Here is a 26,942-nt window from a genome sequence, read left to right as displayed (position 1 = left end):
TGTTATCGTTGCTGTTGCTGAACTGCTATTACCATTCACATCAGTAACTGTTAATGTAACCGTGTTCGCACCTACATTGCTGCAATCGAAAGCTGTTTTATCCAATGCAATCGTTGCAATACTACAGTTATCACTAGAGCCATTGTTTACCTGTGCTGGGGTGATATTAGCGGTACCACTTTCATTCAGATGAATCGTCAGGTTTTGAGCGATGGTGATCGGTGGAGTAATATCACTCACAACAATATCAAATTCATGGATAACGGTACTGCATGGATTCACTGCTGTTACTATCACATGGGTAGTTCCTTTATTAAACAGGTTACCGGATCCGGTACCATTACCTGTACTGGTAGTTGCACCACTGAATACATAATTCAGATTAGGTGTTGGTATACCGGTTATTGCTAATGGATATTGAACAATAGTATTACAACTGGTTGTGGTAGTATTCGCCTCAACCAATGAATTTGCATTTGTAAATACAGGATTGGTACAGGTTACTTCTGCCTTAACCGTAAAGTTGTAAGTGCCCTCATTACAATCGCTGTTATTTACAGTAACAATTGCAGTTTGTACGCCCAGTGTTCCTGAAACAAAGCTTATCGTAAAGCTAGCCGATTGACCCGGCTGTATGGTAGTTGGTAAGCTTATACCACTTCTCGTAAATGCAGCATTATTGATATTGATCGAAGAAACAGTGAGTGCAGAAGTACCATTATTTGCAATGACAAATGTTTTGCTGATACTATTACCCGGTATTGTACCTCCGAGATCCGTATTGTCTGATGTAGATGGCGTGTTATCACCTGTAACAATCTCATTACCATTTCCACTGATACTGATTTCAGGTGCATTTACGGTTACATTAAAGCTACAAGTAGATTTGTTACCCGCCAGATCGGTTACCTCAAATGTATTGGTTGTAGTTCCGATCGGGAAAGTAGAACCGGATGGTAAACCCGCTTTCTGTACAACACTCAATGAAGGTCCTGATCCAATACCAAAAGTACCACAACCGGTATTTGAGCTACCAATCGTCCATCCATTATAATTACCGGTTTCAAAACTTCCATTCACAAGGCTGCTACCCGGAAGGGTGATATTGTCTAAGAGTACATCAATAAAAAAGTTATTAATGGTAGCGTCAATGATCTGCAAACGTACTTGCTGACCCGCGTATGCCGATAAATCATAGGTATAACGAATCATCCCTGTTGATTGAGGTGCACCCGGATTGGTCTTGAACAGTGTAGCAATCAGTGCATTGTTCACAGGGTTTCTTAATTCTACTGCTATAAACTGATTAGAGCTAAATCCACCACTATAGTGGTTGGTGTATTTCATATCAAAGCCCAATGTGATTGGACCACCGGAAGGCAGTGTCACATTCTGATACATAAAGTGCGTTGATCCACAATTCACCAGGAATACTGCCAGCTTCTGACCATCAGTTGGCGCAAATGTCATAGGCAGACCCGGACTATACTGATTTTCCAATCTGTTATCGGCATAATCGAAGAATTGAGCGCCATATGTGAGTGTCTGTAAGCCCGCGTTGCCTGAACCACAATTATCACTGGTTGTTGGTTGAGGATAATTGACTACTACGCCACATTGATTTGAAGGAGCAGTTGTTGTGATAGGTGCCGGACAATTAATCACCGGTGGTGTAATGTCTTTCACAATTACTGTTTGTGTTTGTGTACTGCTATTACCTGCTAAATCTGTATATCTCCAAGTGATGGTATAAGTACCCTGAGCCGAGTAAATCAATGGACTGGTTGTTGTAGCGGTAATCTGACCATTACAATTATCTGTTGCTTTTGGAATCTCAGTAACAGTTACAGAACATTCGCTGGTGATATCCGGTAATGTGGCTACTACCGGTACCGGTGCTGTCTGATCTACAACAGTTACACGCTGAATGGCCGTTGCAGTATTACCGGATGCATCTGTAACAATCCATGTTATATTGGTAATACCCGATGCAAACACAGTAGGAGCATTGTTGGTGATTGATTGTACCGCACAATTATCCGCTGTTACAGGTGTACCCAGATTGATTCCTGTTGCGGTACAGTTAGTACCGGCCGGGATTATAATATTTGCCGGTGCCGTTATAGAAGGAGGCGTATTGTCTACAATAGTAACTGTTGCAGTAGCTGTGCTGCTGTTACCATTCACATCTGTTACGGTTAAGGTAACCGTATTCGCACCAACATTGCTACAATTAAATGAGGTTTTATCAATTGCAATGGAAGCAATACCACAATTATCATTTGAACCATTGTTTACCTGAGCAGCCGTAATGGTAGCAGTACCATTTGTATTGAGATTCACACTCAAATTTTGTGCAATGGCTGTTGGAGCAGTAATATCACTTACGATGACATCAAACTCATACACCACTGTACTACATGGATTCATCGCTGTTACAATAACATGTGTGGTACCCAGATTAAAGGTTTGACCTGTTCCGGTTCCTGAACCCGATCCGGTAGTGGCACCCGAGAATGTATAATTCAATCCGGGTGTTGGTATACCATTTACAGACAAAGGATAGTTCACTACCGCATTACAAGTTGTAGTAGTTGTGTTAGTTTGTACTTGTGGATGCTGATTTACAAATACAGGATCAGTACAAGTGATTTCCGCTGTTATGGCAAACTGATAAGCAGCTTCATTACAGTCGGTATTTTGAATAGTAACCGTTGCATTTTTAATACCCGGTGTATTGCTATTAAATACTACATTGAAATTTGCATTAGCATTCGGTGCAATAGTTGCAGGTAGCGTGATACCTGTTATGCTAAATGCCGATGCGTCTACTCCAGACAGGTTTATAGAACTGATTTTCAATGCAGCTGTACCTGTATTTTGTACAACAAAGCTCTTACTCACTGATGTATTGGGCAGTGTGCCACCAAAATTGGTATTGTTGGCTGCAGATATAGTAGTGGTTCCTGTTGGAATACTGTTTCCACTACCCGTTACATTGATCTCCGGAGCATTTACGATCACAGAGAATGAACAAGTCGTTGTATTGCCCGATGCATCGGTTGCAGTTACCTGTACCGGCGTTGTTCCGATTGGGAAACTTGAACCGCTTGGGATAGAATAAGTAACTACCGTACCGGAACAATTATCAATTGCTTGTACATTATAAGTAGCAACTGCGTTACACTCACCATCAGCAGCAGTTACGATAACATTGTTCACCGCTGGTGCCGTACTAAACAGTTTAATACTTCTGGTTTCTATCCAAGTGCCATTACCATAGCGACCATCATTGCGTACATAGAATCTTACATAACGTGCTGATGTACTATTGAAAGTGATTTCTGTTGGTTGTGTTACATTATTACCACTGAGGACTCCCGGACCTACCAGTGTTTCAGGGAACATTTCTACCCAGCCCGCATCTGTGATAGAAGGAGCTGTTGTTGCATTGGATGGATGATAGAATCCTCTTACATGTGTGGTTTTTCCATCAGAGAACATCTGATATACCTGTGCCAGATTAAAGGTTTGTGTAGCACCTAAGTCAACCACAAATGCACCAATACTATTTGCACCACCCGTATTAAATGTAATACCGGAATTACCATTCGTTTTGGTACTGGTGGTCATGCTATTGGTATTGGGTGCTTCATCACAAAGCGTACCAAAAGGTCTCCACGATTCATTACAGCTCGATCCCAAAGAAGAACCTGCATATTGAGAAGCTCCATTCAATCCTGCCCATGCAACAATGGCTGCAGTTCCACCCACACTGGTTCCTCTCATGAAGTTAACCGGTGATGAAGATGATTGATTAGTACATGCCAATACAGGTGCTGTAATATCTTGTACGGTAACCGTGAATGTGCAAGTAGCGGTATTACCGCATGCATCTGTTACGGTAGCTGTTACGGTTGTATTCCCTACAGGGAAGAAAGATCCGGAAGGATGAGAATAGGTAACAGTAGGATTTGCCGGACCGGCCGTTACTACTGCATTCGAATAGGTAACATTGGCCCCGCATTGATTAGCCGGACTAGCCACTGTGATGTTACCCGGACAAGTAATGGTTGGCATTGCATAATTCGTAATCGTTACCGGTGCAGATGTAGCAGCACATCCATTTTCATTGGTGGCTGTTACTGTATAAGTACCCGTTTCATTGACGGTGATAGAAGCGCCGGTGGCTCCGGTACTCCACAAGTAAGTATTATTGCCGGCTCCTGATAACAAAGGTCCATTAGTAATACGTGTTGGATTATTTACCATGGTACCATTATTCATACCGGTAATATCAGCAATGGCGGTACCGCTGTTTTCATTGAATGCATAAGCCGCTACCAATCCTGCAACCGGCGCATTCATTACTTGATTGTAGTTGGCACTGATTTGAGATGCTGTTCTCGTTACATTCCAAACACGTACTTCATCTAGTCTACCATTGAAGAACCTTTCATTGGCGCCACCATTCACACCATTACCCGGACCATCATATCCACCAATATACATATTGGCTGCATTCGGTGTAAGGGTATAAGGCCAACTTGTTTGTGCCGTTAATGTACCATTTACATAAAGTTTGATATGATTAGAAGAAAGTGTAGCATCAAACACAACTGCAATATGATACCAAGTATTCAGTACCGGTTGGAAGCCGCTGTTCCATTGAATAGGATTGGTCCAGGTGCCTAATCTGGAATGTACCACATGTATGGTTGGAGCACCTGTTTCACCAATATTCACCATCCAGCCTCTGTTATTGTTATCATCTTCAAATTTTGAAATGATGGTACCATATTGATAGCTACGCACATTGATCCAAGACTCTGCTGTATACTGACTAGTAAAGTTGAATACTGCATTATTAGGAACAACGATATTGTCATTTACGCCATCAAAGTCAATTGCTTTGCCGGAAACAGCACCAGATGCGGTAAGTGTCACAGGACTTCCTACACATACCGCTGTTGAGCCTGATGTGCTGATTACCGGAATAGCAGGTAATGGGTTTACTGTAACCGTAATCGGTGAAGAATTTGCACTACAGCCTTCTGCATTGCTCACCTTTACACTGTAAGTACCCGATTCATTGACGGTAATGGATGCTGTAGTAGCATTGTTGTTCCATACATAACTGCTACCTGCAGATGCGGTAAGTGTTACCGATCCGCCTGCACAAATAGTAGTTGCACCACCGGCAGTAATAGTAGCTGGTGGCACAGGATTTACTGTATAGCTAAATGATCTGGATGTACCACAACCCATGGTTTCACCCTGATAATAAGATAATGCTAAGTAGTTGGCGGTAACAGACTGACCGGTAGTATTGGTTGCCGTAAAGGAAGGAATGGTTGCTCCATTTCCATTGGGTAAACCAATGTTCACCGATGGCGTTGTATTGAACCAAGTGAATGTGGTACCTGCAACAGCACTGGTTAAATGAATGGCTGTTGATGAAGCTCCATTACATAATGATTGGTTAGCAATGGCATTAAAGACAGGAATCGGATTTACGCGAATCACAAAACTAACCGGTGTACCTGTACAGGTATTTCCATCTGTTGTATAAGAAGGTGTAACGGTAATATTCGCGTAAGCAGGTGTATTACCCGGGTTCAATCCAATAAAAGACGCAATATCGCCTGTTCCACTAGCCGGTAATCCGATAGATGGATTATCGTTGGTCCAGCTATACACAGTTCCACTGACTGACCCACTAAAGTTGATAGCAGGAACAGCAACACCATTATGACATACTTCTTTATTCGTAACCGGATTTACAGTTGGTACAGGACGTTCTGTAAGAGTAATGGATGCGGGATCAGAAGTACAACCGCCTGCACCGGTAACCTGCAAAGTATACACACCAGGAGCATTGGCGGTGATAGAAGAAGAAGTAGCACCACCCGGTGACCATAAATAAGTAAGTGCACCGGTAGATGATAATGGTGACTGGGTTGACCAACTGGTTCCATTTACCAAGGTTCCATGATTTCCGTTTCCACTAGCATCATTGGTAGTGGTACCTGTTCCTTCATCAAATTTGTAATAGGCTGTCAAACCTGTTGTGTTGACAGGAAGAGAAATTAATTTATTAGCGTCTAACTGCGCTTGTGTTCTCGTCGTGTTCCAAAAACGCACTTCATCAATTAAACCATTAAAATATTCACCACCGGAATAGGCTCCGATATATGTTGTAAGACCATACTGTGAAGCGAAAACAATATTGCCGGTTTTATTACTCGTTCCAATCAACACACCATCCTTATATACCCTGCAGTTTGTACCGTCATAAGTTGCAGCTACATGGTGCCAGTTTCCATCGGTAAAACTGCTCGCTATAATGGGCGCATCGAGTTCGGCATATCCGGTAGTCGTATTTAAACCAAAAGAAAGGATGGTACCATAATCCTGGAAACTGAATATCCAGTTAGGTGCTCCTTGTTGTCTGGCTATTTCATAGTAAGGATTGCTTGTAATGTTATTGGGTTTTACCCAAGCCTCAATCGTAAAGCTATTAACGCCGGCATAGTTCACATCCGGAATTCTTACGGAATTATTGATACCATTAAAAGATAATGAACTGCTCGTTGCGCCTTGCACGCCACTTAAGGTTACTGATCCACCTGCACAAAATGATGTTGGGCCACTGGCGGTGATTGCTGCAACAGGTTTTGCTTTAACTGTAACAGTTGCCGTAGAGACGCCACCACAATTATTTGTATAAGTAATGGTAGTAGTACCATCAGCGATCGCTGTAACCAAACCACCGGCACTAACCGTTGCCACAGCATTATTACTACTGCTCCATACACCGCCTGCAATGGTATTGCTTAGTTGTGTAGTAGCGCCGGCACATACCATTAAGTTGCCGGTAATACTTGCATTAGGGGCTGTATATGTTGCACAGGTTCCCGAAACTTGTCCGGCAACCCAGTTTGAAGTCGTTCCTGTTAAAGCAAAACCGGTTAATGTTCCCGTATTATTATTTCCACTCGCATCTACCAACGTATTTACACTGCTGTTATTGACGTTGATCGAACCCTGGTTGAATTTGTAATAAGCTGCCAATCCGGTTTGTGTACCACTTAGTTCACAACCTTTGTTAGCATTGATTTCGCAGGCTGATAAGGCTCTGTTCCACACACGCAGTTCATCCATGTTTCCGTTGAAGATGTTACAAGCGCAAGACCAGGGAGACTGACGGCCAATATTTACCGGACCGCTATCTTGTGCAAAGTTTACGGCTGCTGTTCCCGAAGCCACTCCATTGATATAGAAAGTCATGGTACCGTTCTTCAGTGTTACGGCCACATGGGTCCATACACCTTCCGGTACTGTTCCGATGGAATGTACCCAACCGGTATTTCGGTTATAGAAATCAAGTCGGTTAGGTGCAAAGCCCGGATTATTACAGTTTACCTGCAAGAGATAATCATAATCGCCCTTGTCAATGATCGTACTGTTTACGCCGGTATAATTTACCCATGCTTCAATCGTAAATTCTGCACCCAAGTTCATAGAAGCGCTATGGGGTACGGTAATATAGGTGTTGTTTGCTTTTACAAAATTTAAAGCGCCCGCAAGTGTAGTAAGTGCTGTAACTGTTACATAACCGCTGGATGCATTGGTTGCAAATATCTGCTGATTGATACCATTATTAATAGACCCACCTCCGGCACCATGACCTCTGTCACTGTTGGAAGTATATACCGATGTCTGAGCGATCTGATAAGTACCCCCTTGTCCGCCGGAATAACCGCCGCCGCCGCCACCTCTAACCAATACATTAGAAGTACCGCCACCACCACCACCAAAACCGCCATCGCCACCAAAATAAGATCCGGTTCTTCCTGCGCCACCTCTAGCGCCATTCAGAAATGAAAGACCACCGGTAGCAAATGTTGTACCCGGTGAGTTTTCTCCATTCGTAAAATAACCACCACCACCCGCAGCCGGGTCATCGATGATACCATTTCTTCCTCCATTACCATTCACACCCCCGCCTGTTTGATATGTGCTATTGCCTGAAGTACCCGTATTGGCAGGATTACCTGCTGTGTTAGGATATGAAAAACCATAGTCTCCATTTCCGCCACCACCACCTCCGGCAATGATTAAAATAGTACCCGTTGTTTTATTGACTACATAAGAACCGCCGCCACCGCCGCCGCTGTTTACACTTCCTTGAGAACCAAAACCACCGGTTCCTCTTTGACCTACTACAATTTGTATCACGTGGCCTTGGTTTAGTAAAAACTCTCCTGCCATCACGGCACCATTTCCGCCTCCGGCACCTCCGCCTTTGGCTCCCGCTACTTTGATTGAATACAATCCCGTAGCAGGAACAGGCCACTCTTGAATACCATTATTACTGGTAACAAGTGTTATAGGCGTTGATGCATAAGCAAGATTCACTTGTGTTTGCGTAGGACCATTTAATCCCGTAGCTCCGCAGGTAGTGAATGGATAGGTTTGTGCCTGTAATCGGAAAATACTTGTGCATGCCAATAAAAGCACAACAAACATTTTACAAACAGCCGAAAAGGTTATAGTAGTTTTTCTCATGATCGCAGGTTAATTAGTTCTGTGTAATGGTGAGTTGCTGAAAGAAATAGGCTTCCATATTAACAACAGGAGAGAGCTCCTGCTTCACCACCAGTTCAGCAATCGCCGGGTTGATACAGCTTGTTCCGGATACTTCGCCATTTTGAATGGTAAGACTTGAGCTTTGTTCTTTGATACTTCTTGGTTGTGATTCTCCACTAAACTGAATTTCTCCCTTCCAGCTTACTTGAACAGCCCCTGTGTTGCTGTTTACAAAACGGAGGTATATCACCTGATCCTCACCACAGGTAGTGATGCGGTAATAGGCTTTTACACCGGTTTTTTCCGTAGCAAGCACCCAGTCTTCTACAGAAACCATTGATTCACTTTGTGGAAATAATGTAACAGGGGAGAATTTAGGACTCCATGATAAAAGCAAGAAGCACAAAAGCACTCCTGCCAAGCGTGTACAGTTCGTTTGCATCTCAGTTAGTTTTGTTTGGATTTCCTAAGTGTGGTTCTCAGACCAACAAATAGTGAGGATATGGGATCGTTATGATTACTACCGGGGAGTGTCAGTGAACACTGATCCACAGTAATTGAATTAGAAAATTAACTAGGCTGTTTTGTTCCTAATAGTAAAATGGTACCAAATGCAATAAAATGAGTACGAAACCCTGTAGAAGGAATCAGGCTTTGAATCTGGTCTGCGGAATCCTGAATATGAATGTAGTTCCCTTATCCACTTCACATGTTACGGTTCCTTTTAACTGACGGGTTAATTCCCTGATAATCCTAAAGCCGAGGGAAGAAGATTGATGGTTTTCAAAAGATACGGGCAACCCAATACCATTATCTGCAACAATGATTGTAAGCAGGCTATCCTCATCAGCCGAACAAGAGATATTGATGATCCCTTCTTCTCTTCCATCGAATGCGTGTTTGAGTGCATTGGTTATCACTTCATTTAAAATCAATCCCAATGGCACTGATCTTTCAATATCAAAAGCCAATTGAGGCGTAGCCGCTGTACAAACCAATTCAATATTCCCTTTATTATACAACTGTCTTAAATCGCTGTATAATTCCTGAACATAGGATGTAAATGAAATGGTACTCAAGTCTTCAAAAGCATAGAGGTTCTGGTGTATCAATGAAATGGCTTTCACCCTTTTCTGACTCGCCATCAAGGCATCGATTGCTTTTTGATCGGAGATACTCGCAACTTGTAAATTCAACAGACTGGATACCACCTGAAGATTATTTTTTACCCTGTGGTGAATCTCTCGTAACAAAATATCTTTCTCTGCCGATTGTTTTTCGATCATTTGTTTCTGCGACTCCAGAACAATATTCTTCTGTTTGATCTTTCTGTTGGCGAGTACAATGATCATTGCTAACAATAACAAGATGCAGGCAACTGCTCCTGCAATCAAACTATTATTACGCAATCTGGTATTCGTTGATTTCAGTTGTTCATTTTCTTTTGCCTGCAAAGTTTCCTTCATTCTACTCTCTGCATTGGCAATGGTTCGCTCTTTGTTTTCATTGAAAATGGTATCATTCCAATCTTTATACATTTTGTAGTAATGCAATGCGCTATCCGGCTGCCCTTTTTTCTCTGCTATTTCAGATAATATTTTATATGCATTGCGAAGGAATATTTTTGATTTGTATGCTTCGGCAAGTGATAAAAGTAACCGAACTTTTTCTTTTGCTTTAGCGTACTGACCACTTTCCACATAGAGATTTGATAAAGCAGACAATACAATCAATCTGTTGTCTTTTGTTTTCAGACTATCGAGTATATGATACGCTTCCAGAAGGAATTGCTCTGCTTCTTTGTATGCTTTTAGTTTTGTCAACATTTCACCAATATCTGTGGCACAAGTAGCATACACATATCCTTTTCTGTTTACCTTATTCAGGTATCGGATAGATGCTTCTGTTTCTTTCAAAGCAGAATCTGCATAACCGGCCATCATGTATTCTTTGGCCATATTGGAATGTATCATGCCGGCATATTGCCAGTTGTTTCTGGGCAACACTTCCCGTAAAGCTTTCTCATAAAAAGGTCGGGTGAAACTGATGGGTCTCCCGGCATCTGAATACGCTTCCGCAATACAATTGGCACTGAAAGCAATCATTTCAGCGCTCTTGCTTTCTTCTGCAGCTTTACCGGCTTCTAAAAAAAATTGAATCGATTGATCATAATCGCCTTTATCTTGGTACATACCCGCGATCAGATTCAGGATGGCCGATTCATAATATTTACTTTTTGCTTTTTTAGCATACCATATTCCTTGTTCATACATTTTCAGACATCCTGCTATGTCTTGATTCACCACTTTCACAAAACCCTTGATCCTGTAAGCTTCTGCTAATCTTATATAATCTCTGGAAACGGTTGAAAGTAAAATCATACTATCAGCAAGTTCAACTGCTTTGGGCTGATTGGAAAAACGCATTTCCCAGCCCAGTATTCCATACAGTCTGCTACGGACCGAGTCTATTGAAGTGGTATTGATTTGTTTTCTGATGGATACGGTATCAACATACTCATATTGCGCTTTGGAGGGTATCAAGAATCCAAAACAAAAAAGACAAATCAGCAAAAGCGATCGGCCGGGGTTTACTATGATGAACCTATGCCACATGATGCATCGTAAATTTGCAGCAAATTCAATGAGATGACAAAAAATAGGTACCAACTGCTTTATTTTAGGTACCATATCTATTATTGAGGGTTATACTATTCTTTTCATACAGGCAAAGAACTCATCCTTGTACATCCTGCTCAAGGGTATTTCCTTACCATTGATGGTAATATCCGTATGAGAAAAAGCATCTACCTTATTCAAGTTGATCATGTATGATTTGTGTACTTGAATAAATTGAGTAGCCGGAACATTTTGCTGAAAATCTTTGAAATTCGATCGGATAATATGTTTCCCTTTTTGAGAAACGATGTAGAGATAATTGTGTTCAGACTCAACCCAACAGATATCATTGATTTCTACCCGTACAAAATTTTTATCTGTTTTAATAAAGAGTGCATCCTTACACAGCAACCCGGAATCCTCGTTGTGAATCGGTTGTCCCATAAAATTACTCATGGCTACTTCAATGGCTGCATACAAATCATCTGCATCAAAAGGTTTCAGCAGGTATCCATACGGTTTTGTAACCAGCGCTTCATCCATCGTTGATTTATCTGCATGAGAAGTGAGATAGATAAATGGAATTTTATATTGTTGCTGTATTTGTTTTGATAAATCAATTCCTGTTTTGGTATCATTCAAATTAATATCCAGCAAAACCAGATCCGGTTTGTTTGTATTCAGCGCCAGCATGGCCTCATCATAACTATTCACATTGGGTAATACTTCATAACCCAGCCCCAACAGCATTCGCTCCATATCCATGGCTACCAATGATTCATCTTCTACAATGAGTATGCGGCAGGGTTGCATCAGTCAGGGGTTGTTGATAAGCACACACAATTTATGTAAATAGGTTATAATTCAGTGGTAATGTGTGAGGTATAAGTGATTTTTAAGGTGCTGGAATCCCTGTGTAAACTCAAAAAAGGAGAGTATTTGGAGTGGTGAGCCAGCTGTTAAAGTAATAAGCTGCCCTAAAAAAAGTAGCGTTTCTTTTTTCAATTATATTCCTCAATTGTCAATGCGCTGACTCAAAACAAAAAACCCCAACATTATTGTTGAGGTCTTTAATTTCCGTCCACCTTCGCTGAAGCTTCGATGGACAAGTGGTGTGGGCCGGGATCGAACCATCACAATATTTTGACCAGAAAAATCAATCTTTATAATTCGCTGAAATGCTTACTAGATAAGGCTTTCATTAGACCAAATATACATTATTTTTTCTTTCCTACAACTCATTTTTTTAGCAAAAAACAGCTTTGGTCGCAAAAAGTCCGCTTTTATGTTTTTGGTTGTATTGGCTTTACGGATATAGTTACGTTCTTATATGATCAAATTTAGCCGCTAAAATGGTCTTTTTAATGGTTTTTCTGATGTATAATGAGCCGAATAGATCAATTATTCGGCTCACTATTTTGCGCATATCTGAGTCGAATACGTACTCTATTTGGCTCATGAAACACACTCGGTCTGATTAAAATTTAAGTTGTAATAATTATTTGTCAAGTTTGATTCTTCTTAAAGTTTTCCGCTTGTTCAAAAATCTCAACATATACTTCGTCTCTTTCAACCGGTGGATAGCTAAACTCATCAAGCAAAAGAAAAGGCCTGTTTGTCATTTTTTCTTTTTTTGTTTTGCCTCTTTCACCATTTTCTTTTCATCACTTTCTAATTTTCGTTGCAGCTTTTTCACATCTTCTCCCGGCGGCAATTGCTCTGGCTTTACGCCTCTTTCAATGAGCATTTTTCGCACCGCTTTGTTATTCTCCACATGTTCAGTGGTAATTTGTGTTTCGCCTTTCAAATCTTTTTCTACCGTGTTGTGGCTGGTTAATTCCGTTGCAAAATCTTTTGCTTTGATGGTGAGTGTGGGCAGGAAATCAGCTAATGGCCTATTGTCTGGTACCAGTAGTTTATTTTTCATATCTGTGGTAGTAAACCCGCCAAACAAAGCCTGGTCGCCCTTGCTACGAATAATGGCAAACCCTTTATCATCAACACCTCTTTCATAAATAATACCGGATAGCTTCTTTTCGCTTTTGGATAATTTATCTCTTGCAGAAACCCTTGCCACATCCAGCAAACGCTGCTCAATAATTTCCTGTTTACGGGTTTGTACAGCAAAATAGGTTTGAGCGAAAGCCACTTCCGTTTTACCGGGATCGCCATTTTGGGCTACTAGGTAGCAGGCGTATCTTGTTAACGCAACATCTTCAATTTCACGTTGTGCCCCCTTTCCCAGGTCTATCATTTTCCTGATATTGGGAAAATGATGCACAACCTCTATACCACTATTTAAACAAGCGTTTTTTGCTTTATCTACCACTCTTGAGAAATTCTCCCATTTGGCATAACCCAATATTTCCTGTAATTCTCTGGCACTCCAGCATTCTACCTCATTATATACATAACGTGCCTGTTCAAACTTTTGAAACAACTCTTGTATAAGCTCTTTTTTTATCATGATTCATTTTCGGTTTCGTCATCCAATAATTCAGCATCCGTTAATTCCGTAACATCAATTTTGCCTCTGCTTCATTCAGTTACTCTAAACTGCATAGCTTTCGTTGTATGGTTTTGGTTCGTTTACCAATCACATCATCTAACTGGTTAAGACCGGTTTGTTGGTACGAGAAGGCATCAGCAAGAAGAGCATCTACTCCTCCGGGAAATAACTGTTCTGTGAGTTTTCCCACATTAGCGCCTGCTTGAAATACCGCAGCTTGCGATTCATTCACTTCACCGCTTTCTTCGGGTTTGTATTTATGCAGCTATAGCCTCTTCATACATTGACAAACATATAAGAAAGTATATTTAGAAAGTATATGTTTTTCAGGTACTACCATTCATTTGATATTTGATTAAGACAATGATAATTTACCGATGTCAGGCAGATCATCACATAGGAACCATGGGGTGTTCACTTCAATACTCGGTGCCTGTGGGGATTAACAAGATAATAAATTTTTTGGGTTGTTAGAGTGATTATTATGGGCCGCAGATTTGTTATGATTTGTTATGATGGGCGCTGATTGAATACGACTAAAATCATAATCTATCATAAAAATCTGCGTCCTATCCTTCACTTATCCTCATCTTCAAGGGTATTTAACTGTTTAGTATCGAACGTTGATTTGTTATGATTTTTAGGATGGGACAACATCCCCTTCCGCCAACCCTCATCCAATAAAACCGGTTTCCTAAACCACCCCCAATACCGCTTTGCACTCATAGGAATGGCCACCCCACAAAAAGCCCAAATAAAAACCAATAGAGTACACCATTGTATGAAAACCAGCACGGTCCATTTTGAAATATGCTCCATCAATGTTATGGCTGTATATAACAACAAACCGTAAGCCAATACATTACTCAGCAGTAAAACAATACGGATATAGCGTTTCGATAATTGTTGCAACCAGCGAATGGCTTTTTTCACCAGGTGTTCTCTTAATTCAATCAATACTATCAGAAATGCGTATTCAACCGAAAAGCAAAAAATCAGGTCAGCTTCATTCCAATGGTACATGCCTTCAAAGAGAACGGGAGCAATAACGGGTATCAATACATCAACAAAGAATAACAATAATGCCCAGCAGATTGCTTCTAATAAAAGTAGTGGGTATTTCATGACCATTGCTTTCCTTGAGCACGTAGTTTACTCTTTTGGGCGCCCCTAAACAAGGGTAGAAATACGCAATTTCTTTGCGGTAATTACTCTTTTTTTAGAGTAGAATTACGATACTTTCTACTCGCCACTAAAACTTTCTTATTAACCCTACACGGAGTGCCTATTCTGTACTATCTTATCCAACACATAATCTGTTTATATGGAACAAGTACCCTTGTTTGCTGTAAACGATCAGTTACTTCAAGTAATTGAAGAAGCCCCCCGGCTGACCATACAGGAAGAGAAAAAAATCATTGCCGACACGCAGAAACTCAGCATCCGTTATATGCGCCACCTCTGCCATAACGCTGCGCGGCAGTCGATGAAACACATCGTACATGGCACCCAATATGTTGTTTGTTGGTTGCTGAATCATATTCACGAAAAACAACAAAAAAACCATACCCTGTTCCGTGAAAAAATCGCTACACAACTAGCATCTTTCCTTGCGTTTCTACAACAACAGAGCAGTAGCTGGTTTAATTTGGATGCGCATATGCCCCATAGTATTTGGCAACCCATGCATGAAAAAATACAAGTAAAAATAGAACCGGGTAAAGCGTTTTTATTGAATGATATTGAACAAGATTTGGTAGCCGTATTTCAGAACATATATACAGATACCACAACCCATCCTACACCCAGTTTCAAACAGGCACATTATTGGCAAGCACTCATACAAGCGCTTTGTCTGGAACAAGAACATCCACAATACGACACTGCGCGTTGTATGCTTTTATTGATCCGCTATAATTGCAATCATCCCGCTTTTATCCGTTATGTATTTTCACGCTATCTATTGGCGCTTGATACCTCCCGAAACCCACACGAGCATTGGCAGGAAGCTTTGTTACACATCAACCGAATCATCCCAGAAAAAGAAACCGTTTTATTGGTAAAAGAACCAGATTGTAAATCAGCTTTGATGCAACTGATACAAACCGAAATGGACGCCATCCATTTTTCAGATAAAGCAAAAAATATCATGCAGGTTTCTTGTCCGTTTCAATACACGCTATCGGTTACGCAACTGGCTGTATGGCTTCGCATGCAAACAGAGACAGGCATGATTGAACATAATAACACCACTGAATTGATTCGGTATTTTGCAGAAAACGCTTTAACCAACAGAAACCAAAACATCGCCTTCAAAAGCCTCTACAACAAATACCACCAACCCGAACGAGCAGCAGTACAAGTTATGTTAGAGTACAATGTTCGTATGCAAAAAATTTTGAAAGCCCTGCTCCAATAATCCTTGTAAAAAAGCATGGGGAACAACCCAACAGAAGAATGTCCAATGTCAAAGTTGGACATTGGACATTCTTCTGTTCCTCATTGTACATCCCTCTTCTCCTCCTGTACTTCACTCGTACCATACTCGATATTCCTTCGGTAGTTCTTCGGTCTTTCTTCGAGCATTACCGAAGAACTACCGAAGCCGCTTCGAGGTTTATCGAAGAAACCTCGAAGCGATCTCGAAGAAAGTGCCTGTTTGCTATGGTTGATCTACCTATCTAATAGGGGTTTACCGAAAGATTCTCGAAGACTGCCACCTTTTAGAACCTTCTTTACATCTGAGCAATAGTTTTTTAAATCATATATGATCTCTTTATCAACTCGTTGAAGGGGGTGGCACCACCCCCGCCACCCTTAGGCCCTTTGTTGGCGAAATAAGTTTGCATTGTTAACAACACCGGTGTTCCTGTCTGCAGCAGGAGTAACAAACAACAACATTGTAAACACTTAAAAACAAATTTTATGTCTATCGTTTCACAAGGAATCTTGGGTGGGTTTTCAGGAAAAACCGGCCCGGTGATTGGAAGTTCATGGAAGGGTAAGCCGGTGATGCGTGCTAAACCCATTTACAAAAAAAACAGAACCTTCTCGAAGGATCAAATGAGTCAGCAAGAAAAGTTTAAAATGATGATGACTTTTCTCCACGGTATCGATTACCTGCTGAACCTTACCTACAAAACCAATAACAATACCCGCAGTGGTTTTCAGGAAGCTTTTTCAGTGAACCTGAAAGATGCGGTTGCTGGAGTTGAATCTCCTTTTGATATTGATTATGCCAAGGTTAGGCTTTCAAAAGGTTCTATACCCACCATTGCTCAATGCATATTGACGGCGGAAGCCAGCAATATGGTTGCGTTCAGTTGGAATGGTGCTGTTCCGGAAAATAACGGCAACAAATCCAGTACCGCAGACAAGGCTATTGCGGTGTTGTATTCTCCGGAAGACAAAAACTTTCTGGTAAGTCACTTTAGCACCAGACGTAGTGATGAGGAATTGCTGTTAGATGCTGCTGCATTTACCGGTAAAGAAGTGCATGGCTGGTTCTTCTTTCTGTCAGATGATGAGTCCAGGGCTTCAGACAGTAAGTATGTAGGAACAGTTACGGTAAGCGGCTAACCATGCAGCTGACACTATTACGCACGTATGGCGAAAACGGAGTCAATGGTATTTTATACCTGCATGATCAACAGATATGTTATACCCTAGAGCTTCCGTGGAAAAACAATCAACGCCAAATATCCTGCATACCCGAAGGCAGTTATCTGTTGCGTAAAAGATACAGTCTGCGGTTTGAATGGCATTTGCACTTGCAACATGTGCCGGGACGCAGTATGATTCTCATACACCCCGCCAACCACGCCATGAAAGAACTCCAGGGTTGTATTGCTCCGGTAAGTATCATTACCGGTGAAGGAACAGGACTAGGTTCGGTAAAAGCTATGCAGCGATTATTAGCGATAACAGATAGTGCTATGCGTGCAGATAAAAGCTGTTTACTCAGAATTGAATCCACATCATTACCGTAAAATAAAAACTATGAAAGAGGTCATCAACCGCGCATCAACGCAACCACCTCTTTTCTTCCGCAGACTACGCAATATCGGTGTTGCATTGGCAGGTATCTCAGCCGCCATTCTCACAGCACCGGTAACACTTCCCGCAGCACTCGTAACTTTTGCCGGTTATGCAGCTGTAGCAGGTGGAGTGATTGGAGCAGTTAGTCAGTTGGTGAAGAAAGAAGAAGTGGAGTAAAAAGGAGAGGCTGCCGAGTTTGGCAGCCTCTTTTTTCAATAAAAGGTACGCATTCCGTTAATTGAAGCAATCATTTAAACCATGCAAATCTAATATTTTGTGTTAGATTTGCATAGATGATAAAGCGTATACTGGAAACAAAGATTAGGGAGGCGCTTTTAAGAAGCCCTGCTGTTGCCTTACTGGGTCCCCGACAGGTAGGCAAGACCACTATTGCTTTTAATATATCAGAAAAAACCCCATCTGTATACCTGGATCTGGAAAGTACATTGGATTTGCAAAAGGTTCGAGATATCATGAGCTTTCATGATGCCAATAAGGATAGGCTCATTATACTAGATGAAATACAAAGGCTACCGGAAGTCTTTTCCCCTTTAAGGGGTATTATTGATCAAGAACGACGTAAAGGAAAAAAATCAGGGCAATTCCTGTTTCTCGGATCCGCATCCATTGACTTACTCAGACAATCTAGTGAGTCGCTGGCAGGCAGGATTGCCTACCTTGAACTTTTTGGCATCAACCTACTGGAATATGGTTATAATATAAATACACTCTGGCTACGTGGTGGCTTTCCGGAAAGTTTGCTGGCTTCATCAGAAAAAAATAGCCTAGAATGGAGACTGGATTTTATCAAAACATATCTTGAACGCGACATCCCACAACTTGGTCCCAGAATACCGGCACAAACATTAGAACGCTTTTGGACCATGCTCGCTCATCATCAGGGAACCGTATTGAATGCGGCTAACTTAGCCAGAAACCTCGATGTGTCGGGTGTTACTATCGGACGATACCTTGATTTGATGACCGATTTATTACTCATCCGCCGACTGAAACCCTGGACGTTTAATATAGGTAAGCGATTGGTTCGCTCTCCCAAAATATATATACGCGATAGTGGTATCACACATGCATTACTGAATATAGCAGACCACAATCAATTGCTGGGTCATCCGGTTGTAGGTGGAAGTTGGGAAGGGTTTGTAATCGAAAATATCCTCTCTGTTGCACATGCCGGTGTACAAGCCTTTTATTACGGAACGCCCGGTGGTGCAGAAATTGATCTTGTTTTGGAGTTTTCAGGTTCAGAAAAATGGGCCATCGAAATAAAGCGAAGTTCATCACCTTCGTTAAGCAAAGGCTTTCACATAGCCTGCAATGATATTAAGCCAGAAAGACGTTATGCAGTTTATGCAGGAACGGACTCCTTTTCGCTGGGTAATGGTGTTAACGCTATTTCTCTATCTGATTTGATGCAGGAAGTGACGAACAAATCATCTTTTACAATCACCTAAATGTTGTACCCATCTTGTACAAAAGAAAAGGCGACTATGATTTAAAAATCATAATCGCCTAATTTTCATCGTGGTGTGGGCCGGGATCGAACCGGCGACACAAGGATTTTCAGTCCTTTGCTCTACCGACTGAGCTACCGCACCTTCGGTGAAGATTCAAGAACTAAGAAACAAGACACAAGGTTTAACTTGTTGCTTGAAGCCTGTTGCTTGAAGCTTATTATCCCCTTTCGGGGCAGCAAAAATAGGGGGTTTTCACATATAATCCACAGGAAAAGACAATTTTTTGCTTTTTAGCGAGCCCTTTGAATAACAATTCGGTAACAGCTTCATAATCCTGCGATAACCTTGTGCCTTGAGTTTTGCAGCCAAAACTAAACGTCTATGAGATTCATCGCATTTGCCTGTTGTTTATTTGCCTTTTTTGCCTGTAAAAAAGAAAACACGAATCCCGTTGAAAGAATTGTCAATGAAGACCCTTCTTCTTATGTTGAAATCGCTTCTCTGAACCTGGGAGGCGTGGGTGCAGCTGAAATTACCACCTATGACCCCACTACTAAAAGACTGTTCGCCGTGAATAATGGTACCTCCAATAAAATTGACGTAATCAATATGGCCGACCCCGCCAATATTACGGTCATACACAGCATCAGCATGGTTCCTTATGGTGGTTATGTAAACAGTGTTGATGTAAACAATGGCAAACTGGCCGCCGCCATTGAATCGGTAAATAAACAGGAGCCCGGTAAAATCGTTGTTTTTAATACCAGCACTTATGCTGAAGAAAAGGTAATTATCGTTGGCGCATTGCCTGATATGGTAGTGTTCAGCCCTGATGGTAAATTTATTCTCTGCGCCAGCGAAGGAGAGCCAAGCGCTTCTTATAGTGCTGATCCTGAAGGCTCTGTTTCTATTATCAGTGTTGCCGATAATTATGCCGCCACTTCTCTTAATTTCTCCGCCTTTACCAGTCAACAGGCCGCACTCACCGCAAAGGGTTTACGCATCAGTGGTCTTAATAAAAACTTTCTCAACGATATTGAACCCGAATACATCACCGTTTCATCCGATTCCAAAACAGCTTGGGTTACTTTACAGGAAGCCAATGCTATTGCAAGCATTAATCTCGTTTCAAAAACCATTACGAACATTATGCCATTGGGCTATAAAGACTTTAACCAGACAGCCCATGCCATTGATGTATCGGACCGCGACAACACCATTGCTTTTGCTCCCTGGAAAATCTTTGGTATTTACATGCCCGATGCCATTGCCAATCTTTCTTACAATGGCAAAACCTATTTATTTACTGCCAACGAGGGTGATTCTAGAGAGTACACAGCATTCACAGATTTTAAACGTCTTTCTTCCGTAACCCTTGATGCGGCCGCCTTTCCCAATGCAGCTGCATTAAAAACAGACGCACAATTGGGTCGTCTTAATATACTTACCACAGATGGCGACATAGATAATGATGGCGATTACGATGCCATTTATAGCATGGGCGGCCGTTCTTTCAGCGTGTGGGATGCATCAAACGGCACTCTTGTATTCGACAGTAAAAATGAACTCGATGTAAAAGCAAAAGAACTTTCCTTGTATGATGATGGAAGAAGCGATGATAAATCCGTTGAACCCGAAGCCATCACCATCGGAAAAGTAGGTAACCAACAAATTGCGTTTGTAGGTCTGGAAAGAGCAGATGCCATTGCTATATATGATGTTACCAATCCAACCGCACCCATATTCTTGAAAATGATCAAAACAGGAGATGCTCCTGAAGGTGTTTTATTTATTCCGGCTTCTAAAAGTCCGATCCAACAAAGTCTTTTAGTGGTGAGTAGTGAAAATGATGGTCTGGTGAAAATTTATAAAGCCACTAAACTTTAACCCTGTTCTTCAAATAAAAAAAGCCTGTTCAAAATGAACAGGCTTTTTTTATTTTATACAGCCGTTGTATACACCGCATCCCACAGTCGCTTGCGATACTGTAAGCTCAGGAGAGCCGCTTCTGTAGCCTGCTCCCATTTCAAGTCATCTTCACCACACAATTCACGCACCATTTCCATCGCCAAATGACTATGATGGTCGCCATCTACTTCTATATGTCTTTCGAGATAATATTTGAACACCGCCAACTGTGTTGGATACTGCACAGACAAATCTTTCACCAAACCCATGAACATATCCGGTATCAGGTCTTCGCGACCAAATGTAAACACCGCAGCTTGTACATGTACAGGCGCTTTCTCAATCACTTCAAATGTATATCCCACAAAATCGCAAATGGCCCTGGGCAATTGTAATTGTTGTAATGCCTGTTGCACCGGCACGCCATTGTGTAAATAAGTCAACAGTTGTGTAATAGCCGTTGTATCAGCACCCATCTGTTCCATGGCTTTGAGATACAACTCAAAGTGACTCGTTCTATTACCCGCTTCATCTACATCACTCTCTTCACCCAATACAATTTCATTGATGAGATAACGCATATTGGCAGATCCTACCGGCACCCATGGCGCAGAAGTACAAGTCAATCGTTGTTGCAAGGATTTCAACAAACTCATAAAATCCCATACCGCAAACACATGATACTCCGTAAACCGACGAAGCTGTTCAAGGTCTTGCAGACTATGGTACAGTGAATGATCAACAAGACTAGGTCTAACTTCTTCCAGCCGCTCTTTCAGCTGAACTATCTTTTCATTTTCCATGCTGTATATACGTGTGGAAAGGGGAAATGGTTGAGGGGGGAGAGCTTCAAGCTGCACGCTACACGCTGCACGCTGCAGGATATTTTCACGTGCGGCGTGTAGCGTGTAGCGTGCAGCTAATTAAAACTCACAATTCTTCGGCGTCCGCGCAAAGGCAATGACATCGCGAATATTCGTCATGCCGGTTACGAATTGTACCATGCGTTCGAAGCCGAGACCGAAACCTGCGTGGGGTACGGTTCCGAAGCGACGGGTATCTAAATACCAGCTCATTTCTTCCAGCGGAATATGCATGGCTTGCATACGCGCTTCCAGTTTTTCCAAACGCTCTTCTCTTTGTGAACCGCCAACAATCTCTCCAATACCCGGCGCCAAAATGTCCATCGCCGCTACTGTTTCTTTTCCGGGTTCACATCCATCATTCATGCGCATGTAAAATGCTTTGATGGCGGCAGGATATCCTGTTACAATCACAGGTTTCTTGAAATGTTTTTCTACCAAATATCTTTCATGTTCACTCTGCATATCAATACCCCACTTCACATCAAACTTGAATTTCTTTTTCTTATACGCAGGTGAATCCAATAATATCTGAATGGCTTCTGTGTAAGTAATTCTTTCAAAACTATTATCCGTTACAAATTTCAACTTCTCCAACAATCCAAATTCCTGACGTTCATTCTGTGGTTTTTGTTTTTCTTCTTCTGCCAGTCGTTGATCCAAAAACGCCAGATCATCCGCATTGTGTTGCATCACATAACGAATCAAATATTGAATGAACTCTTCTGCTAAGTTCATATTGTCTTCAATATCATAGAATGCCATCTCCGGCTCAATCATCCAGAATTCTGCCAAGTGTCTGGTCGTATTTGAATTCTCTGCACGGAAGGTTGGACCAAAAGTATAAATCTCACTAAACGCCATCGCACCCAGCTCACCTTCTAATTGTCCACTCACAGTGAGGTTGGTACTCTTTCCAAAAAAGTCTTCTGCAAAATCAATAGTTCCATCTTCTTTGCGTGGCGGGTTATCAAAAGGAAGTGTGGTAACACGAAACATTTCTCCTGCACCTTCAGCATCACTTGCGGTAATAATGGGTGTATGCAAATACACAAATCCTTTTTCATTGAAAAATTTGTGCACCGCAAACGCCAACGAATGTCTGATACGAAACACAGCACCAAATGTATTGGTACGAAACCGCAGGTGTGCGATCTCTCTTAAAAATTCAAGACTATGTTTCTTGGGTTGCAAAGGATATTTTTCCGCATCACTGTCGCCTAATATTTCTACTTGTGTTGCTTTTAGTTCGATAGATTGTCCCTTACCCAATGAAGGCACTACCGTACCCGTTACTTTCAAAGAAGCACCGGTAGTGATTCTTTTCAATGTAGCATCATCTAACAAACCCAATTCTGTTACTACCTGTAAATTATTATTGGTACTACCATCATTCAATGCAATAAACTGGTTGTTACGAAAAGTTCGCACCCAACCCATCACAACGGTTTCTTGTCCGGCCACCCCGCTACTCAGCAGGTCTTTGATCTTGGTTCTTTTGTTAAACATTGCTTGCTTTTTTGAAACGCCTGTGGTTCAGGCTTTGAGCGGCAAAGATAAGAAGGAAAAGAAGATAAGGGTGATCGGGTAATCAGGTGATCGGGATATCGGGATATCGGGTGATGGGGTGATGGGGTGATGGGTGGTGTATGGACTTTTAATGAATCTGATTAATGATGCAGAAAAAGAATCCCAAACAAAAAGCACCCAGTACCCGATTACCTGATCACCTGATCACCCGATCACCCGATCACCCAATTACCATTTTTCCATTATATTTATCACCAATCTTCCAAATCCAATAACACACAATGAAGCCCTCCTTGTTCCGGTCATTGATTGAACTCACGACAGATGCTGTGTTCATTGTTCGGGTGTTACCGGGGGGCGAAGAGTTTGTGATGGAGTATGTGAATGATGCGTATCTCCATAAATTCAATGTTACGCGCGAGTCGGTAGTGGGTAAGGAGTTCAAGGACATGCTTCACACCCATATTGTAGATACTATTCGCAAACGCTTTATCGAATGTGTTCGTTTGCGCTCCAACCTCAGTTTTGAAGAAAGTTTTGAAAACGGCACTACCAGTCTGAGTGAACTCTTTCCTATCATGGATGCCGATAGTGCCATTGAATATGTAGTGGGCGTATCTAAAGACATTACTGAGCTGAAAATAAAGCGTGATCAAATCGCCGCTTCCGAGCAAACTTTACAATCCATCATCAATAGCTCCGATAATGTGCTCATTTATATGAGTAATGATTTTACCATTCGGTATGCCAATCGCAGAGCACAAGAGCATGCGAGAAAATTGTTTGGAAAAAGCTTTTCCATAGGTGATAAGCTCACAGATTATTATCCCAAATCCGAACGCGAGCTTGCTTTGAAACATGCTTTAGAACTGAAAGAGCTAAAACAAACCATTTCTCATGAGCACCAGCTCACTTATCCGGATGGGGAGACCCGTTGGTTTTTAAGGCGTTATTATGGCGTGTTTGACGAGAAGGGCGAATTAACAGGTATCGTTATTGCCTCTATCAATATCACCAATCGGAAAGAGCAGGAATTACAAATACAGAAACAAGCTGATTCTCTTCGTGAGATCGCTAAAATTCAATCACACGAAATCAGAAGACCTGTTGCCAATATCATAGGATTGGTTGATCTCATTGATTTGAAGGGCAAAACCTTGGAAGAAAATGAGCAAATTTTACAATATCTCAGACAGAGTGGACAAGAATTAGATGGTATGATCAGTAGAATTGTCGATAAAACACAATATGACACCGATTTTTAACGGTTTTCGGTAAGATTTTTTGTTTAGTTTTTAAGAAAATCGCTTAACATTGCATCGGAAACCAAGCTGATATCGTCCTCTTTTAGCTCTCGACACATCAGTTTATCTTCTTTCCAATCAGTTTTAATACCCATAGATTTTCCGATCTGAGTTTACTTTTCCTTAGACTGGATATTTGAATGATGACAATTTGATTTTTCCCCACAATAGACTTTATGTACGATATTCTGCAATTAAATGACATGTTATTGCCCGAGTTACTCGACATCGCCGAGCAACTAAAGATTACGGGTGCTAAGAAATTAGACAAACAAGGACTGATCTATAAGATCCTGGATAGCCAGGCGGTTCAGGCCAGCGAAACCAAAGATGGCGCGGCTAAAAAAGGCGCCCGCGCCCGTAAACCCGTTACGGTAAAAACCGCCAACGGTACCGAAGAAGCGGAAGTGATGCAAGAAGCACCTGAAAAACCAACAGCCGCTGCAAAACGCGGTCCGGTGAAAAAAGCTCGTACCGACAAGCAGCCCACCGAGAATCCCGAAACAGCTCCTGAACAAACCGAAGAAAGCAGCAACGCCAATGTGAATGCTCAGGAGAATGCTCCTGAAAGCGGATTGCCTCAAGAAGCGCCTGCTCCACAACAACATAGACACCAGCGCAAAGAACCTAATTTCAATATTGAATTTGAAGGCGTTATCAGCGGTGAGGGCGTATTAGAAATGATGCCGGACGGTTATGGTTTCCTTCGCTCTTCTGATTATAACTATTTATCTTCTCCCGATGATGTATATGTATCTCCTTCTCAGATCAAACTCTTTGGTCTGAAAACAGGAGATACCGTTTCGGGATCTGTTCGTCCACCAAAAGAAGGAGAAAAATATTTCGCCTTATTGAAAGTGGATCATATCAATGGTAAACGTCCGGATGAAGTGCGCGATCGCGTTCCGTTCGACTACCTCACACCATTGTTCCCTTATGAAAAATTAAACCTTTTTACCACTTCTAATAATTACAGCACTCGTATCATGGACCTGTTTACCCCCATCGGTAAAGGTCAGCGTGGATTGATCGTTGCCCAACCAAAAGTGGGTAAGACCATGTTGCTGAAAGAAGTGGCCAATGCTATTGCTGCCAACCATCCGGAATGTTACCTGATGGTGGTATTGATCGATGAGCGTCCGGAAGAAGTAACCGATATGGAACGCAGCGTAAAAGCAGAAGTGATTGCTTCTACTTTTGATGAGCCTGCTGAAAAACACGTGAAAGTATCTACCATCGCTTTACAAAAAGCAAAACGTTTGGTAGAATGCGGACATGATGTTGTGATCTTATTAGATTCCATTACCCGTTTGGCACGCGCACACAATACCGTTGCTCCCGCAAGTGGTAAGGTATTGAGTGGTGGTGTGGAAGCCAATGCCATGCAAAAACCCAAACAATTCTTTGGTGCTGCACGTAAAATTGAACACGGTGGTTCATTAACCATTCTGGCAACAGCATTGATTGAAACCGGTAGCAAAATGGATGAAGTGATCTTTGAAGAATTCAAGGGTACCGGTAACATGGAATTGTTGTTGGATCGTCGCTTGGCCAATAAGCGCATTTTCCCTGCTATTGACTTGGTGGGTTCTTCTACACGCAGAGATGATCTCTTACTGGATAAAGAAGTTTTACAACGTATGAATATTCTTCGTCTTTATATCAATGATATGAATACAGAAGAATCCATGAACGAATTGCTGAAACGCATGAGAGGAACGAAGGACAATGAAGAGTTTCTGGCGTCGATGAATCGATAGTTGAGTGTGAATTGTCAATTGTCAATTGTCAATAAAAAGTGACTATAAATAAAAAAGCGAAGTGGCTTCTAATCACTTCGCTTTTTTATTTTAACTAAAGGCTAATCATTGATTACTCGATATTCACAATTGACAATTGACAATTCACACTTCTCACCTCTTCAACAGCCGCTCATTAAACAATTTCAAAATTCGCTTATACTCATCCGTCCAGCTGCTGGGTTCTACGAAGCCGTGGTCTTCTATAGGGTATACTGCCAGCTCCCAATGTAAGCTCCCCTTTTTTTCGGGCCAGTTAAAAGTATAATTTTCTTTTTTCAGTTTAACATGAATACGGATTAAATG

General features: G+C 41.7%; 18 protein-coding genes and 1 tRNA gene. 8 read left to right on the top strand and 11 right to left on the bottom strand.

The features are described 5' to 3' along the window. The 7 genes from ACTIEV_RS10330 to ACTIEV_RS10300 form a co-directional block, all read right to left on the bottom strand. Positions 1-8,571 (bottom strand): LamG-like jellyroll fold domain-containing protein (locus ACTIEV_RS10330; protein ID WP_439516432.1); only part of this gene is annotated, 8,571 nt, incomplete at its 3' end. Between the two features lie 13 nt (positions 8,572-8,584). Further along, a complete protein-coding gene (locus ACTIEV_RS10325; protein WP_322195800.1) occupies positions 8,585-9,034 on the bottom strand; it encodes a hypothetical protein in 450 nt (149 codons plus the stop codon). Positions 9,035-9,239: 205 nt separating this feature from the next. Next, complete coding sequence (locus ACTIEV_RS10320; protein ID WP_322195801.1) at positions 9,240-11,135, bottom strand: tetratricopeptide repeat-containing sensor histidine kinase; 1,896 nt, start codon at positions 11,133-11,135, stop codon at positions 9,240-9,242. Positions 11,136-11,297: 162 nt separating this feature from the next. Further along, positions 11,298-12,023 carry a LytR/AlgR family response regulator transcription factor gene (locus ACTIEV_RS10315; RefSeq protein ID WP_322195802.1) on the bottom strand — a complete coding sequence of 242 codons (726 nt, stop codon included), beginning with the start codon at positions 12,021-12,023 and terminating at the stop codon, positions 11,298-11,300. Positions 12,024-12,828: 805 nt separating this feature from the next. Beyond that, positions 12,829-13,677: a DNA damage-inducible protein D gene (gene dinD / locus ACTIEV_RS10310; RefSeq protein ID WP_439516431.1), complete on the bottom strand. Its 849-nt coding sequence runs from the start codon at positions 13,675-13,677 to the stop codon at positions 12,829-12,831. Positions 13,678-13,756: 79 nt separating this feature from the next. Beyond that, positions 13,757-13,951 (bottom strand): hypothetical protein, encoded by a 195-nt coding sequence (locus tag ACTIEV_RS10305; protein WP_322195804.1) that lies wholly within the window; start codon positions 13,949-13,951, stop codon positions 13,757-13,759. A gap of 344 nt (positions 13,952-14,295) precedes the next feature. After that, positions 14,296-14,844 carry a hypothetical protein gene (locus ACTIEV_RS10300; protein WP_322195805.1) on the bottom strand — a complete coding sequence of 183 codons (549 nt, stop codon included), beginning with the start codon at positions 14,842-14,844 and terminating at the stop codon, positions 14,296-14,298. 199 nt (positions 14,845-15,043) lie between these two features. On the opposite strand from ACTIEV_RS10300, the gene ACTIEV_RS10295 reads away from it, so the two are divergent. From ACTIEV_RS10295 to ACTIEV_RS10275, 5 genes are all read left to right on the top strand, one after another. Next, positions 15,044-16,138 carry a hypothetical protein gene (locus tag ACTIEV_RS10295; protein ID WP_322195806.1) on the top strand — a complete coding sequence of 365 codons (1,095 nt, stop codon included), beginning with the start codon at positions 15,044-15,046 and terminating at the stop codon, positions 16,136-16,138. A 506-nt stretch (positions 16,139-16,644) separates the two neighbouring features. Further along, complete coding sequence (locus ACTIEV_RS10290; protein WP_322195807.1) at positions 16,645-17,298, top strand: DUF6266 family protein; 654 nt, start codon at positions 16,645-16,647, stop codon at positions 17,296-17,298. A 2-nt stretch (positions 17,299-17,300) separates the two neighbouring features. Further along, on the top strand, positions 17,301-17,708 hold the full coding sequence (locus ACTIEV_RS10285; RefSeq protein ID WP_322195808.1) for a DUF5675 family protein: 408 nt from the start codon (positions 17,301-17,303) through the stop codon (positions 17,706-17,708). 10 nt (positions 17,709-17,718) lie between these two features. Next, a complete protein-coding gene (locus tag ACTIEV_RS10280) occupies positions 17,719-17,934 on the top strand; it encodes a hypothetical protein (protein WP_178888621.1) in 216 nt (71 codons plus the stop codon). Positions 17,935-18,050: 116 nt separating this feature from the next. After that, the gene (locus ACTIEV_RS10275) at positions 18,051-19,229 is read left to right on the top strand and encodes an ATP-binding protein (RefSeq protein WP_322195809.1); all 1,179 of its coding nucleotides are present in this window, start codon (positions 18,051-18,053) and stop codon (positions 19,227-19,229) included. A gap of 71 nt (positions 19,230-19,300) precedes the next feature. Here ACTIEV_RS10275 and ACTIEV_RS10270 read toward each other — a convergent pair. Next, positions 19,301-19,373 (bottom strand) — tRNA-Phe (locus tag ACTIEV_RS10270). Positions 19,374-19,613: 240 nt separating this feature from the next. Between ACTIEV_RS10270 and ACTIEV_RS10265 the strand changes: the two genes are divergently transcribed. Continuing rightward, positions 19,614-21,119, top strand: coding sequence for a choice-of-anchor I family protein (locus tag ACTIEV_RS10265; protein ID WP_322195810.1), 1,506 nt, complete (start codon positions 19,614-19,616; stop codon positions 21,117-21,119). A 53-nt stretch (positions 21,120-21,172) separates the two neighbouring features. Here the strand turns inward: ACTIEV_RS10265 and ACTIEV_RS10260 are convergent, their stop codons facing one another. Beyond that, positions 21,173-21,943: a DUF3050 domain-containing protein gene (locus ACTIEV_RS10260; RefSeq protein ID WP_322195811.1), complete on the bottom strand. Its 771-nt coding sequence runs from the start codon at positions 21,941-21,943 to the stop codon at positions 21,173-21,175. Positions 21,944-22,063: 120 nt separating this feature from the next. Next, the gene (gene asnS, locus ACTIEV_RS10255; protein ID WP_322195812.1) at positions 22,064-23,512 is read right to left on the bottom strand and encodes an asparagine--tRNA ligase; all 1,449 of its coding nucleotides are present in this window, start codon (positions 23,510-23,512) and stop codon (positions 22,064-22,066) included. 302 nt (positions 23,513-23,814) lie between these two features. Between asnS and ACTIEV_RS10250 the strand changes: the two genes are divergently transcribed. Both ACTIEV_RS10250 and rho read left to right on the top strand, forming a co-directional pair. Continuing rightward, positions 23,815-24,798 carry a PAS domain-containing protein gene (locus tag ACTIEV_RS10250; RefSeq protein WP_322195813.1) on the top strand — a complete coding sequence of 328 codons (984 nt, stop codon included), beginning with the start codon at positions 23,815-23,817 and terminating at the stop codon, positions 24,796-24,798. A 215-nt stretch (positions 24,799-25,013) separates the two neighbouring features. Then, the gene (rho, locus tag ACTIEV_RS10245) at positions 25,014-26,597 is read left to right on the top strand and encodes a transcription termination factor Rho (protein WP_322195814.1); all 1,584 of its coding nucleotides are present in this window, start codon (positions 25,014-25,016) and stop codon (positions 26,595-26,597) included. A 153-nt stretch (positions 26,598-26,750) separates the two neighbouring features. Here the strand turns inward: rho and ACTIEV_RS10240 are convergent. Then, positions 26,751-26,942 (bottom strand): hypothetical protein (locus ACTIEV_RS10240; RefSeq protein WP_439516430.1); only part of this gene is annotated, 192 nt, incomplete at its 5' end.

The organism is Sediminibacterium sp. (assembly GCF_051861365.1).
Lineage (GTDB): Bacteria > Bacteroidota > Bacteroidia > Chitinophagales > Chitinophagaceae > Sediminibacterium.
The sequence above is the reverse complement of the archived record's forward strand: the minus strand, read 5'-3'. Positions and strand labels throughout refer to the sequence as shown.

Coding starts and splice junctions, on each gene's coding strand:
- ACTIEV_RS10325 (WP_322195800.1), bottom strand. CDS start 9,034: ATGCAAACGAACTGTACACGCTTGGCAGGAGTGCTTTTGTGCTTCTTG.
- ACTIEV_RS10315 (WP_322195802.1), bottom strand. CDS start 12,023: ATGCAACCCTGCCGCATACTCATTGTAGAAGATGAATCATTGGTAGCC.
- dinD (WP_439516431.1), bottom strand. CDS start 13,677: ATGATAAAAAAAGAGCTTATACAAGAGTTGTTTCAAAAGTTTGAACAG.
- ACTIEV_RS10300 (WP_322195805.1), bottom strand. CDS start 14,844: ATGAAATACCCACTACTTTTATTAGAAGCAATCTGCTGGGCATTATTG.
- ACTIEV_RS10295 (WP_322195806.1), top strand. CDS start 15,044: ATGGAACAAGTACCCTTGTTTGCTGTAAACGATCAGTTACTTCAAGTA.
- ACTIEV_RS10290 (WP_322195807.1), top strand. CDS start 16,645: ATGTCTATCGTTTCACAAGGAATCTTGGGTGGGTTTTCAGGAAAAACC.
- ACTIEV_RS10285 (WP_322195808.1), top strand. CDS start 17,301: ATGCAGCTGACACTATTACGCACGTATGGCGAAAACGGAGTCAATGGT.
- ACTIEV_RS10280 (WP_178888621.1), top strand. CDS start 17,719: ATGAAAGAGGTCATCAACCGCGCATCAACGCAACCACCTCTTTTCTTC.
- ACTIEV_RS10275 (WP_322195809.1), top strand. CDS start 18,051: ATGATAAAGCGTATACTGGAAACAAAGATTAGGGAGGCGCTTTTAAGA.
- ACTIEV_RS10265 (WP_322195810.1), top strand. CDS start 19,614: ATGAGATTCATCGCATTTGCCTGTTGTTTATTTGCCTTTTTTGCCTGT.
- ACTIEV_RS10260 (WP_322195811.1), bottom strand. CDS start 21,943: ATGGAAAATGAAAAGATAGTTCAGCTGAAAGAGCGGCTGGAAGAAGTT.
- asnS (WP_322195812.1), bottom strand. CDS start 23,512: ATGTTTAACAAAAGAACCAAGATCAAAGACCTGCTGAGTAGCGGGGTG.
- ACTIEV_RS10250 (WP_322195813.1), top strand. CDS start 23,815: ATGAAGCCCTCCTTGTTCCGGTCATTGATTGAACTCACGACAGATGCT.
- rho (WP_322195814.1), top strand. CDS start 25,014: ATGTACGATATTCTGCAATTAAATGACATGTTATTGCCCGAGTTACTC.